12 protein-coding genes are annotated in these 12,067 nt (G+C 69.3%); 4 read left to right on the top strand and 8 right to left on the bottom strand.

Going from position 1 to position 12,067, the window contains the following annotated elements; all coding sequences use genetic code 11:
• Nucleotides 1–318 precede the first annotated feature (318 nt).
• The 3 genes from efeB to efeU all read right to left on the bottom strand — a co-directional run bounded on the left by efeB (nucleotide 319) and on the right by efeU (nucleotide 3,786).
• The gene (gene efeB, locus MA876_RS07390) at nucleotides 319–1,572 is read right to left on the bottom strand and encodes an iron uptake transporter deferrochelatase/peroxidase subunit (protein WP_248147386.1); all 1,254 of its coding nucleotides are present in this window, start codon (nucleotides 1,570–1,572) and stop codon (nucleotides 319–321) included.
• 64 nt (nucleotides 1,573–1,636) lie between these two features.
• Nucleotides 1,637–2,866, bottom strand: coding sequence for an iron uptake system protein EfeO (gene efeO, locus MA876_RS07385; protein ID WP_248147384.1), 1,230 nt, complete (start codon nucleotides 2,864–2,866; stop codon nucleotides 1,637–1,639).
• Nucleotides 2,863–3,786, bottom strand: a complete 924-nt coding sequence (efeU, locus tag MA876_RS07380; protein ID WP_248147381.1) for an iron uptake transporter permease EfeU — start codon at nucleotides 3,784–3,786, stop codon at nucleotides 2,863–2,865. Before efeU ends, efeO begins: the two co-directional genes overlap by 4 nt.
• A 142-nt stretch (nucleotides 3,787–3,928) precedes the next feature.
• On the opposite strand from efeU, the gene MA876_RS07375 reads away from it, so the two are divergent.
• The gene (locus MA876_RS07375) at nucleotides 3,929–4,948 is read left to right on the top strand and encodes an isopenicillin N synthase family dioxygenase (protein WP_248147379.1); all 1,020 of its coding nucleotides are present in this window, start codon (nucleotides 3,929–3,931) and stop codon (nucleotides 4,946–4,948) included.
• Between the two features lie 165 nt (nucleotides 4,949–5,113).
• On the opposite strand, the gene rpsO is transcribed toward MA876_RS07375, so the two are convergent.
• The gene (rpsO, locus tag MA876_RS07370) at nucleotides 5,114–5,383 is read right to left on the bottom strand and encodes a 30S ribosomal protein S15 (protein WP_248147377.1); all 270 of its coding nucleotides are present in this window, start codon (nucleotides 5,381–5,383) and stop codon (nucleotides 5,114–5,116) included.
• 142 nt (nucleotides 5,384–5,525) lie between these two features.
• On the opposite strand from rpsO, the gene MA876_RS07365 reads away from it, so the two are divergent.
• Entirely contained in the window at nucleotides 5,526–6,863 is a 1,338-nt protein-coding gene (locus MA876_RS07365; protein ID WP_248147375.1) for an MFS transporter, read from the top strand.
• A gap of 78 nt (nucleotides 6,864–6,941) precedes the next feature.
• On the top strand, nucleotides 6,942–7,928 hold the full coding sequence (locus tag MA876_RS07360) for a DMT family transporter (protein ID WP_372491494.1): 987 nt from the start codon (nucleotides 6,942–6,944) through the stop codon (nucleotides 7,926–7,928).
• On the opposite strand, the gene MA876_RS07355 is transcribed toward MA876_RS07360, so the two are convergent.
• Complete coding sequence (locus MA876_RS07355; RefSeq protein WP_248147374.1) at nucleotides 7,864–8,805, bottom strand: AraC family transcriptional regulator; 942 nt, start codon at nucleotides 8,803–8,805, stop codon at nucleotides 7,864–7,866. The two genes, MA876_RS07360 and MA876_RS07355, sit on opposite strands and share 65 nt — an antisense overlap.
• Nucleotides 8,806–8,908: 103 nt before the next feature.
• Between MA876_RS07355 and MA876_RS07350 the strand changes: the two genes are divergently transcribed.
• Nucleotides 8,909–9,556, top strand: a complete 648-nt coding sequence (locus MA876_RS07350) for an NAD(P)-dependent oxidoreductase (RefSeq protein WP_248147373.1) — start codon at nucleotides 8,909–8,911, stop codon at nucleotides 9,554–9,556.
• 54 nt (nucleotides 9,557–9,610) lie between these two features.
• On the opposite strand, the gene MA876_RS07345 is transcribed toward MA876_RS07350, so the two are convergent.
• From MA876_RS07345 to MA876_RS07335, 3 genes are all read right to left on the bottom strand, one after another.
• Nucleotides 9,611–10,168: a YceI family protein gene (locus MA876_RS07345; RefSeq protein WP_248147372.1), complete on the bottom strand. Its 558-nt coding sequence runs from the start codon at nucleotides 10,166–10,168 to the stop codon at nucleotides 9,611–9,613.
• Between the two features lie 143 nt (nucleotides 10,169–10,311).
• Nucleotides 10,312–10,677: an FKBP-type peptidyl-prolyl cis-trans isomerase gene (locus tag MA876_RS07340; protein ID WP_248147371.1), complete on the bottom strand. Its 366-nt coding sequence runs from the start codon at nucleotides 10,675–10,677 to the stop codon at nucleotides 10,312–10,314.
• Between the two features lie 31 nt (nucleotides 10,678–10,708).
• Nucleotides 10,709–11,647, bottom strand: a complete 939-nt coding sequence (locus tag MA876_RS07335; protein ID WP_248147370.1) for a phosphotransferase family protein — start codon at nucleotides 11,645–11,647, stop codon at nucleotides 10,709–10,711.
• Nucleotides 11,648–12,067: the final 420 nt, after the last annotated feature.

The raw sequence follows: 12,067 nt of genomic DNA, 5'->3' as shown, positions 1-12,067 counted from the left end.
GCTGCTGCACCGGCGTGTCGCTCCGGACGACGTTCGTTCTCTACGCTGATGAACTTCCCGCTCACACGTCGATCGCGGGTGTACCGGAAGCTCGCCGCCCGGCCGGAGGCCCGTGTGAACCGGAAGTTCACCGCCCCGTCGCACGACCGTGTGAACCGGAAGTTCACTGCCCGTCGCACGATCGCGTGAACCGGAAGTTCACCGCCTGCCAGACACCGTGTGAACCGGAAGTTCCGTAGCGATAAGAGACACTGTCCGCGAAGCGCGACACGCCGACGCCGGCTGCTCGCCACGAGAACGGAAAGCCAGTCTTGCAGCTCAGGCGAACAGCCCGGCCCCGACGAACGAGCCGGGCTGCACGCCGGGCGGCACGGCCCACACGCCCGAGCCGACGTGGCGGATGTACTCGTTCATCACGTCGGTCGACAGTGCGCGCTGCAGACGCACGAACTGCTCGGGCGAGCGCTGGTACGACAGAAAGAACAGCCCCGCGTCGAGTCGTCCGAGGTCGTTGTTGCCGTCGACGTAGTTGTATCCGCGACGGAGGATCCGCAAGCCGTCGTTGAACTCCGGATGCGCGAGCCGCACATGGCTCGTCGCGGGGATCGCGGCGGCGCCCGAAGCATCCGTCGCCGTGAAGTCGGGATCCGTGAACTCATCGCCGCCCGACAGCGGAGCACCCTCGCCCTTGTCGCGGCCGATGATCGCGTCCTGCTCCGAGAGCCTGACGCGGTCCCACGTCTCGATGAGCATCGCGATCTTGCGGGCGACGAGGTACGAGCCGCCGGCCATCCACACGGGGTCGTCGGAGGATGCGACCCACACGTGCTCGTCGAGCGCTGCCGAATCGCTCGCGAGGATGTTCGCCGTGCCGTCCTTGAACCCGAAGAGGTTGCGCGGCGTGGCCTGGGAGGCGGTCGTGCGCGAGGTGCGTCCGAATCCGAGCTGCGACCAGCGCAGCCGCGCTCGGCCGAACGCGATGCGACTGAGGTTGCGCACGGCATGCACGGCGACCTGCGGATCGTCGGCGCATGCCTGGACGAACAAATCGCCGCCGGACTCGTCGGGCTGGAGATCATCGCCGAGGAACGAGGGCAGCTTGACCAGACCCACCGGCCGCTGCGCGGCGATGCCGTAGCGATCGACCCCGTCGAGCTCGAACAGCGTGGGGCCGAATCCGAAGGTGATCGTGAGACCGCTCGCGGCCAGACCCTGCGCTTCGCCGGTGTCGTCGGGCGGCGCCTCGGGCGAACCGCCGACGGCGCCGGTCGCGCTCACCTCGAGCCCCTGGGTCATGCGCGACGCGGCATACGTCCAGTCCTGCAGCAGAGCGACGAGGTCGTCGCGGCCGGTGCGGGCCATCATGTCGAACGACGCGAAGTGCAGGTGATCCTGCACGGGTGTCGTGATGCCCGCCTGATGAGCGCCGAAGAAGTCGTAGACGGATGCCGCGGCATCCTCCGCCCGCGCTCGTCCGACCGCGACACCGGCGGTCGCACCCGCCCCCGCCCCGATCGCGATCCCGGCGGCGCCTGCGCCGATCGCGAGCCCGAACAGTCCGCGCCGCGACACGCCGGAAACCCCGGCCCCCTCGTCGGGGGCCGGGGCGTCGGCTGCTGATGGGGCCTCGGTCACATCACTCCAGGACGGTCACCGTGAGCTGCGAGAGCGGCTCGGCGAGCGCGTTGAGCAGATCGGTCAGCTCGCGCTTGTCGGCATCGGTCAGCTCAGGGTAGAAGATGAAGCCCGAAGCCAGCGAGCCGTGGGTCGCGAGCGACTCCTCGAGGGCGGTGTATCCCCCGTCGATCTCGTCGACGAGCGCGGCGCCGTCGTCGCCCTGGGCGGCGGCGAAGTCGCTCACGAGCGAGAACGCCATCTTGGAGCCTTCGACGTTGGCGGCGAAGTCCCAGAGGTCCGTGCCCGACCACCAGTCCTCCTCGCCCGTGATCTTGCCCGTCGCGACCTCGTCGAGCAGCGCGATGGCGCCGTTCGAGAGCCCCGCGACTCCCTGGCTGTCGAGTGCCGCCTGGAAGTCGTCGGAGTGCACGTACGCGTCGAGCTCGGCGATGTCGGACACGAGCTGGTCGCCGAAGGCGGCGCGCTCCTCGGGCGTCGACGGTGCCCAGTCCTGCCACGCGGGCGTCTCGCCGTCGGCGTTGAGCGCGTCCTGCGCGGGGACCCACAGGTCCTTCTCGATGCGGTGGAAGCCCGTCCAGTCGAGCCCCTCTGCGACGGCGTCGACCTCGCGGTAGTCGATCTTGGGGTCGAGGTCGCCGAGCGCCTCGGCGATGGGCTCGATGCGCTCGTAGTACGCGCGGACCTGCGGGAAGAGCGTCTTCGCCGTCCCGTCGTCGCCCGACTCGTACGCGGTCACGAGTGCGTCGACCTGCGGCACGAGGTTCTCGACCTGATCCTTGACGAACGCCGCGTACAGGTCGACCGCCTGCTGCTTGAGCTCGGCATCCTCCCCGTCGATCGCGACGGCGTCGCCCGACACCGAGAATCCGGTGCGGCCCACTCCCTCGCCGAGCATGCCCGGCTTGCAGAGCGTGAAGTACTCGCCCGGCTGTGCGACGACGGTGAGCGTGCGCGACGCCCCGGGCGCGATGTTCTCGACCTCGCCGACGATGCGCAGCCCGTCGTCGGCGAGGAGGTAGAACTCCGTCACCTCGTCGCCCTCGTTCGTGACGTCGAACGCGAGCGTGCCGCTGGTCGCAGTGGCCGCGGACACCTCGCAGCCGTCGGCGGTCGAGGTGACCGTCAGTGCGTCGGATGCGGCGACGTCGGCTCGCGCGACGCATCCCGCGAGGACGAGTGCGCCGACGCCCGCGAGGGCTGCGGCGCCGACAAGGCGGTGGGTGTTCATGAGGCTCCTTGCTGTGACGGAACGGATGCCGGGGAGGAAGCTGTGGGAGAAGGACGACGGATGCCGCGGGCCCAGAAGATTCCGACCACGGCGACATACACCGCCCACGAGATGACCTGCAGCCACGACATCACCGGCATGAAGCCGATGGTCGCCTGCAGCAGTGCGGCGAGCGCGCTGCCGGGCGGGATGACGGCCGAGAGGTCGAACGCCCAGCCGAACGGGAACCCCGCCCAGCCGACGGCGACGGCTCCCGTTGCGGGATCGATCGGAGCCATCGGTCCGAAGGGGCCCGGCAGTGCGCCGGCCTCCTGCAGATCGTGGATCGCGTACGCGAGAACGCCGGCCGCGACCACGACGAGGAACGCGCCCGTCCAGGTGAAGAAGACGCGCAGATCGAGCCGGACCATGCCGCGCGCGAGCAGCCATCCGAGCACGACGGCGGCGAGGATCCCGAGCACGGCGCCCAGGAGCGCCGTCGGGGCGTCCCCGAAGTCCTGCACCATCGCCCACAGCAGCAGCGTCGTCTCGACGCCCTCGCGTGCGACCGACACGAACCCGATGACGACGATCCCCCACAGACCACCTGTCGCGAGCGCTCGATCGATCCCACCCTCGAGCGAGCGCTTCATGGTGCGCGCTGAGCGCTGCATCCAGAAGATCATCCAGGTGACCATGGCGACGGCCAGGAGCGACAGCAGCCCGCCGATGAGCTCCTGCGCCTCGAACGTGAGCGCGTAGGCACCGAAGGTGAAGATCGCGCCGATCGCGAGGGCGAGCGCGATCGCGAGACCCACGCCGACCCACAGACGCGGAAGGACGTCGCGGCGATCCAGACGCGTGAGGTACGCGACGAGGATGCCGACGACGAGCGCCGCTTCGAGGCCTTCACGCAGGCCGATGAGGAATGTCGCGAGCACGGGATCTCTCGAAAGTAAGAATGGCCTTAGATAAGGCAAGCCTGACCTTACTCTCATGACGATCGAGGTCCCAAATCGCCCGCCACAAGGCATCCCCCGTAACAAAAGCGCCGAGCCTCGGCAGGCGGCTTACGCTCGACGGATGACCGAGCTGAACCTGCCGATCCTCGACCTCTCCCGCCTCGACCAGGGGCCGGACGAGGCAGCCCGCTTCCGTGACGACCTGCGTGCCGCCACCCACGACGTCGGGTTCTTCTACCTCACGGGCACGGGTGTCACCCCCGAGCTCGAGGCGCGTCTGCACCAGGCGGCGCTCGACTTCTTCGCCCTCCCCGAGGCCGACAAGCTCGCGATCGAGAACGTCACGAGCCCCCACTTCCGCGGCTACACCCGCGTCGGCGGCGAGCGCACGCAGGGCAAGGTCGACTGGCGCGAGCAGATCGACATCGGTCCCGAGCGCGAAGCGGTCACCGATCCGGACGCCCCGGACTTCTTCCGCCTCACGGGCCCGAACCTGTGGCCGGCCGCTCAGCCCGAGCTTCAGGAGGTCGTGGCCGAGTGGCACGATCACCTCTCCGGCGTCGCCCGCAAACTCCTGCGCGCGTGGGCGGCATCCCTCGGCGCCGAGGAGTCGTTCTTCGACCGGGACTTCGGCGAGCCCGAGACGCTCATCAAGATCGTGAAGTACCCCGGCAAGAGCGATCCGACACCGCAGCAGGGCGTCGGCGCCCACAAGGACTCGGGTGTGCTGACCCTGCTGTGGGTCGAGCCCGGCAAGGGCGGCCTGCAGGTGCAGCGTGACGGAGAGTGGGTGGATGCACCGTCCGTCCCGGGTGCGTTCGTGGTCAACATCGGCGAGCTCATGGAGTACGCGACGCAGGGCTACCTGACGGCGACGAACCACCGCGTCATCTCACCGACGGCGCCGGACTACCGCATCTCGGTGCCGTTCTTCTTCAACCCGGCGCTCGACGCGCGGCTGCCGATCATCGAGCTGCCGGCGGAGCTCGCGGCCGAGGCACACGGCGTCACGCAGGATCCGACGAACCGCATTCACGCGCTCTACGGCGAGAACGCGCTGAAGTCGCGCCTGCGCGCGCACCCCGACGTCGCGGCGATCCACCACCCCGACCTCGTCGCGGCGCGCGCCGCGGCATCCTGACCCCCGCCCCTCTCCGCGCCCGGGGCCCGACTGTCACCGCGCCCCTCCGCGATGTACACGCGGCGAACACGGCGGGTGCGAGCCGGCAAAGGTGAAGGCCCGCCCCACACCGTGGGACGGGCCTTCCAAGAATGTTCTGCGCGATATACGCTCAGTCGCTCTGCCTTATCGACGGAGGCCCAGACGCTCGATGAGCGAACGGTAGCGGTTGATGTCGATCTCCTGGAGGTAGCCCAGGAGGCGACGGCGCTGACCGACCATGAGGAACAGACCACGACGCGAGTGGTGGTCGTGCTTGTGCTCCTTGAGGTGCTCGGTGAGGTCCTTGATGCGCTGCGTCAGCATCGCGACCTGCACCTCGGGGGATCCGGTGTCACCGGGGTGCGTCGCGTACTCTTCGATGATCGCCTTCTTGACGTCTGCTTCGAGTGCCATAGATGGGATCCCCTTCCTCTTCATTGCGCGGCGCCCGTCACCTGATGTGCGGGCTCTCTTCATCCGCGGCCGATCGAACGGCAACCTGAAGAGTCTACCAGTCGCCTGCGGGCCGGGCTAATCGCGCGGGTCGATAGCATCGATGGATGCCCCACCACGAGTTCTCGTCGTGATGGCGCGTCTGCGCCGCGACCATTTCATCGACCTGAGGCCCTTCCAGGTCAGCCCCGCCTTCACACGGATGTGGATCGGATCCACTCTCGCCGGACTCGGCGGGCAGCTCACGATCGTCGCGATCATGCTGCACATGTTCGACCTGACGGGCTCGACGTTCGCCGTCTCGATGGTCGCCTTCGCGGGGCTCGTGCCGATGATCCTGGCGGGCCTCTACGGCGGGATGCTCGCGGACGCCTTCGACCGTCGCCGTGTCGCGCTCATCGCCGCGACCGTGACCTTCGCCTCGACACTGCTGCTTGCGATCCTCGCCTGGGGGCAGCTGGAGACCGTCTGGTGGCTCTACGCGCTGTCGATCGTGAACTCCGCGGCGAACTCGATCGTGATGGCGGCACGCCAGTCGATCGTGCCGCGACTCATTCCCCGCGATCTGCTCCCCGCGGCCTCCGCCCTCGGCGGGATCACGATGGGGATCATGGTGATGGGCGGCCCCGCGCTCGCCGGCGTGCTCGTCGCGGTGTCGGGCTACGCATGGACGTACACGATCGACGTCGTCCTCATGCTGAGCCTGTTCCTCGGCCTCTGGACTCTGCCGAGCATCAAACCCGAGGGCGAGATCGTGCGGCCCGGGCTCGAGTCGCTCAAGGACGGATGGCGGTTCCTCAAGCGCGCGGGCAACATCCGCCTCCAGTTCATCCTCGACATCATCGCGATGACGTTCGGGCACCCGATCGCACTCTTCCCCGCGATCGGCGCCCTGCTGCTGGGCGGCGGACCCATCACGACCGGCGTGCTGACGGCATCCATCGCCGCCGGCGCCTTCCTCTCGAGCCTGTTCTCGGGACCGGTGGGGCGCGTGCGGCGCCAGGGTCTCGGCATCGAGCGGGCGATCATCGCGTACGGGGGCGCGATCCTCGCCTTCGGACTGGTGCTGGGCGCCGCCGCGCTCGGCTGGTTCGCGCCGGAGACCGTGGATGCCGCATCCCCCAACGTCGTCCTCATCATCGCTGCGGTTCTGACGCTCGCCGCGGCCGGCGCGGCCGACAACGTCAGCGCGATCTTCCGCAACACGATGGTGCTGGCCGCGGTGCCCGACTCGATCCGCGGGCGCCTGCAGGGCATCTTCATCGTCGTCGTCGCGGGCGGTCCGCGCGTCGGGGCTCTCTACGCGGGCGTGCTGGCGACCGCGACAGCGCTGTGGTTCCCACCCCTGTTGGGCGGGCTCGTCATCATGGGGCTCGTCGCGACCCTCGTGCGGCTGAGCCCGAGATTCCAGGACTACGACGCCGCGAACCCCGTGCCCTGACAGCCATACGTCGGCGGATTTCGGACGTCGCATCCGTCAGCGTCTCCCAGGGCCGGATCCCGGGTCTAGAGTCGGCGGGTGACCACCCCGGCCCTGCGCACTCCATCCCCGACGTCCGTCGCGGTGCAGTTCGTGCTGTGCGGGATCGTGTGGGGTTCGAGCTTCCTGTTCATGAAGGTCGCGCTCACGGGGATCTCGCCCGCGCAGGTCGCGTGGTCGCGGCTGGTGCTCGGCGGCCTGACGCTCGGCCTCTTCGTCGCCCTGCGGCGCGATCCGCTCCCCCGCCGCCTCAAGATCTGGCTGCACATGACGGTGCTCGCGATCTCGTTCTGCGTCGTGCCGTTCCTGCTGTTCTCGTGGGCGCAGCAGCACGTCACGAGCGGTCTCGCCAGCATCTACAACGCCACGACGCCCATCATGACGGCCGTCATGGCGTGGGCCGTCTTCCGTGTCGAGAAGCTCAAGCCCGTGCAGATCGCGGGCATCCTCGTCGGCATTCTCGGCGTCATGGTCATCATCGCGCCGTGGCAGGGACTCGATCTCAACCAGAGCCTCGTCGCGCAGCTCGCGATCCTCGGCGCGACGGCCTGCTACGGGTTCAGCCTCGCCTACATGCGCAAGTTCGTCTCGGACACCGGCATGAGCGCGCTCGTGTTCTCGTTCCTCAACATCGGCATCGCCGCCGCGATCATGGTCGTGCTCACCCCCGTGCTCGCGCTGACCCCGGTCACGCTCGATCCGTGGATCATCGGCAGCGTCGTGCTGCTCGGCTGCCTCGGCACCGGCGTCGCCTACATCTGGAACCAGAACGCGTTGCGCGCGTGGGGGCCGACCCGGGCATCCACCGTCACATACATCACGCCGGTCGTCGGTGTGGCGCTGGGAATCCTCGTCCTCGGTGAAGAGATCACGTGGAACGAGCCGGTCGGTGCGCTCGTCGTCTTCGCGGGCATCCTGCTCGCGCAGGACCGGCTGCGGGCGTTCTCGCGTCGCGAGAGCATCACGCCGCCCGCCGACGCACCCGTCCCGGCGTCTCGCCCGTCGTCCGCGCGTACGCGCGGCTGAACGCGGCCTCCGATCCGTAGCCGAAGGCGAGGGCGACGGATGCCACGGTGTCGCCCGCCGCGAGCCTGTGCCGCGCTGCGCGCATGCGCCACTGCGCGACGTACTTCATGGCGGGAAGACCCGCGACCGCGGTGAACCGCGCGGCGAACGCCGAGCGCGACATCGCCGCCGTCGCGGCGAGCTCGCCGAGCGTCCACGGTCGCCCCGGCTCGCGATGGATCGCGGCCAGCACGGAGCCGATCTCGGGGTCGCGCAGAGCGGCGAGCCAGCCGGTCTGCAGGTCGGGGTCGGCAGCCAGCCACGCCCGCACCGTCTCGATGACGAGAACGTCCGCGAGCCGCGTCGCGACCGCCTCGCCTCCCGGTCGCGGATCGAGCACTTCGCTCGAGAGGAGCGGCACGAGGGCGGCCATGACGGGGCGATCGCGGCTGTCGACGCGGATGATCCGCGGCAGCACGTCCAGCACCTGCTGGGCTCCGGGCGAATCGAACGAGATCACGCCGCACAGCAGCGACAGGTGCGGGGCGACATCATCGGGCCCGATGCGCAGCACCGAGAAGTGATCGCCGAGCATCGTCTGCGGGAGCTCCTCGGCACTGCCGAGCAGCCTGGCGCCCGGAGACGTCGACACGCGATGGCCGATTCCGCGCGGCACGAGCGCCATCTCGCCCGCGTGCACCGCGACGGGCTCCTCGCCGTCGACCTCGAGATACGCCGTCCCGCGCGCGATGACGTGGAAGCTCAGCGTCGTCGGCACTTCGGGCATCGCGACGCTGCCGTCGCCCGACGACTCGGTCCACGAGTAGAACGCGCCGCTCATGCGGACCTGATAGAGCGCTTCGGTGAGCGGATCCCGCTGCTCCCATGGCAGATCCATGACGCCTCCTGGACGAATGATCACACAATCGGCACTTCTGACGATAGATCATCCAACCCGGACGCGCCAGAGTCGAGGCATCCACCACCGAAAGGACACCCTCATGCGAATCCTCGTCATCGGCGCCACCGGCGGATCCGGCCGTGCCGTCACCGACGTCCTCCTCGAACGCGGGCACGCGGTGAGCGCGTTGTCGCGCAGCGCGACGACCCTCGAACCCCGGCCGGGCCTCGAGCGGGTCGACGGCGACGCGACCGACGCCGCACTCCTCGACCGGCTCCTGCCCGGTCACGACGCGATCGTCGTTACCCTCGGCATCTCCGAGCCCCCGCTGCGCGTGCGGCTGCGCGGCGCGAAGGGCACGGCGGACGACATCCGCTCGCGTGGCACCGCGGCGATCGTGACGGCTGCGCGCCGCGCCGGCATCCAGCGCCTCGTCGTGCAGTCGTCCTACGGTGTGGGCGCCTCGCGCGACATGCTGACGTTCGGCGACCGTCTGCTGTTCGCGCTCATGATCCGCCCGCAGATCATCGACAGCGAGATCCAGGAGGGCGTGCTGCGGGGGTCCGAGCTCGACTGGACCATCGTGCAGCCGGTCTACCTCAGCGACAGCGACTCGACGGAGCACTTCACGTCGGTCGACGGATCGACGCGCGAGCGCAAGGTGTCGCGCCGTGCCGTCGCGCACGCGCACGCCGACCTCGTCGAGAGCGGGTCCAGCGTCCGCGAGACGGTCGCCGTGTCGGGGTGAGACGACGAAGGGGGGTGGATGCCGCGGGATCCACCCCCCTCCGTCGAAACGTGCTTACGCCTGGTGCGCGCCCTGCAGGTCGAGCGTGATCGTGACGTCCTTGCCGACGAGCACTCCGCCGGTCTCGAGAGCGGCGTTCCACGTCAGGCCGAAGTCCTCGCGGTTGATGACCGTCTTGGCGGTCGCGCCCGCCTTGTAGTTGCCCCACGGGTCGGCGCCGAAGCCGCCGAAGTCGAACTCGAACGTGACCGGCTTGGTCGTGCCGCGGATCGTGAGGTCGCCGTCGACGAGGAACTCGCCGTCCTCGACGCGGACACCGGTCGAGACGAAGTCGATCGACGGGTGGTTCTCGACGTCGAAGAAGTCGGCCGAGCGCAGGTGCTGGTCGCGGCCCTCGTCCTTGGTGTCGAGCGACGTCGCGTCGACATGCGCCTCGACCTTGGCTTCGAGCGGGTTCTCGGGCGCGACGAGCGTCGCGTTCTTGAGGTTGAAGTGGCCGCGCACCTTCGAGATCATCATGTGGCGCACGGTGAAGCCCACCTCGCTGTGCGCGGGGTCCAGCACCCAGGTGCCGGTCTTGTAGCCGGGGATGTCGATCGTGTTCGTGGTCATGGGGTGTCCTCCGTGATGGATGGGGCAGGTTCCCTGGAGCCAACAGCATTCGTCGCCGTCTTCATTCCCGTGAATGGAAAATTCTTCGAGCAACGACGAAGGGGCGGATGCCGCAGCATCCGCCCCTCCCTGAGAACGAACGCTCAGCCGACCTTGATGAGGTCAATGATGAAGACGAGGGTCTTGCCGCCGAGGAAGTGTCCGCCTGCGGGACCGTAGGCGAGGTGCGGCGGGATCACGAGCTCGCGACGACCGCCCTCCTTCATGCCCGGAATGCCGTCCTGCCAGCCCTGGATGAGGCCGCGGAGCGGGAACTGGATGCTCTCGCCACGCCCCCAGGACGAGTCGAACTCCTCTCCGGACTCGTACTCGACGCCTGCGTAGTGCACGGTCACGGTGTCGCCGGGCTTGGCCTCGGCGCCGTCGCCCACGATGATGTCGCGGATGACGAGCTCCGTGGGGGCGGGGCCCTCGGGGGCGTCGAACTCGGGCTTTGTGCGATCTGTCATGGTTCCATCCAACCCGAGCAGGGATGCCGGGTCAACGCGACGAGCGCTCGGCGACCCATTCGAGGATCGCGCGGGCTTGCGCGCGCTGGAAGGCCCGCAGCGTCGGCAGGCCGGGCGGGTCGGGCTCTCGCGACTTGTGGAGCAGGAAGCCACCGAACACGATGAGCAGCCGCGTGACGTGCTGCGGCGGCACACCGGCGAACGCAGGGTGCTCCCTCACGAGCCTTTCGACGTCGAACCCCGGATCGTGGAGGCGGATGTTGAAACCGAGCTGGACGAGATCGATCCAGCCGGCGCCGCGCAGAGCCCACGGCCAGTCCACGAGCACGGCATCGCCCCCGGGCCGGATGAGGGTGTTGTCGGCGCGGATGTCGTAGTGCACGAGCGCGTCGCCGTGGAGCCCGACGAGGGTGTCGTCGGCGGCCCAAGCGTCGGCCTCGCGCGGGAGATCCTCGGCGCGCATGCCCGCGGGATCCTGGACGATACGTGCCCACGCGGACGTCAGCCCGGCGAGCTCGACGTCGGCGGCAGGCAACACCGCTCCGGCGCGCTCGTCGAGGGGCGCGCTCCGCACACTGTCGATCGCGGCGACCGTCGCCCGGACGTCGACGTCCGTCCAGGGCAGGGCCGGCTGAGCGCCGGCGACATCGTCGAAGGCGAGCAGCATCCACTCCCCCGTGTCGACGGCGCCGATCATCCGCGGAGCAGGAACGCCGGGAGGAAGGATGCCGTTCACAGCCGCTTCGCGTCGGTGGATCGTGAGCACCTCGGGGTTCGCGGCGGCGGTCGCGGTCTTGACGAACGCGCGACGACCGTCGGCGCAGACCACGCGATCGGCCGAACCGGGCGAGAACCCGCCGCGCTGCGTCCTCGCCTCGATGATCGGCGAGCCGAGGAGGTCGGCCGCCGCGTCGCGGATCTCAGGCGCGATGTCGCGCCATGCGACCCGGACCCCGGCGGCTTCGACCATCGCCCCATTCTGGCCGAACGCGTGCCGCTTGCCGAAGCCTTCGAGGAGCACTCGCCCCGGAGCCTTCGAGGAGCACTCGTCGCCCAGATCGGCACAGGCAGTGCCACGATGTGCCGGGCCGGGCGTGTCGCCGCGGCATGAGAACTCTCTCCACGGTGATGAACTTCCGGCTCACACACCAGGGGTCGAGCCTTTCTCGCGTGTGAGCCGGAAGTTCAATGGCCGGGGTGAGCGACAGCGACCCCGAAGACCCCTGGGAACCGGGAGTTCAGTGCCCGCGGCGATCCCGCAGCAGGTCCCGCGAGATCGTGATGTGAGCCGGAAGTTCAATGGCGTGGAGACAGGACGACGGCGGCGACGACACGCCGGAGCGGGCGGTAGCCGCCTGAAGTCTCGAACACGCCCGCATCCACACCGGCG

The organism is Microbacterium aoyamense, assembly GCF_023155855.1.
In the GTDB taxonomy this organism is placed as follows: domain Bacteria; phylum Actinomycetota; class Actinomycetes; order Actinomycetales; family Microbacteriaceae; genus Microbacterium; species Microbacterium aoyamense.
Note: the sequence above shows the minus strand (reverse complement) of the source record. Positions and strands in the feature narration are given on the sequence as shown.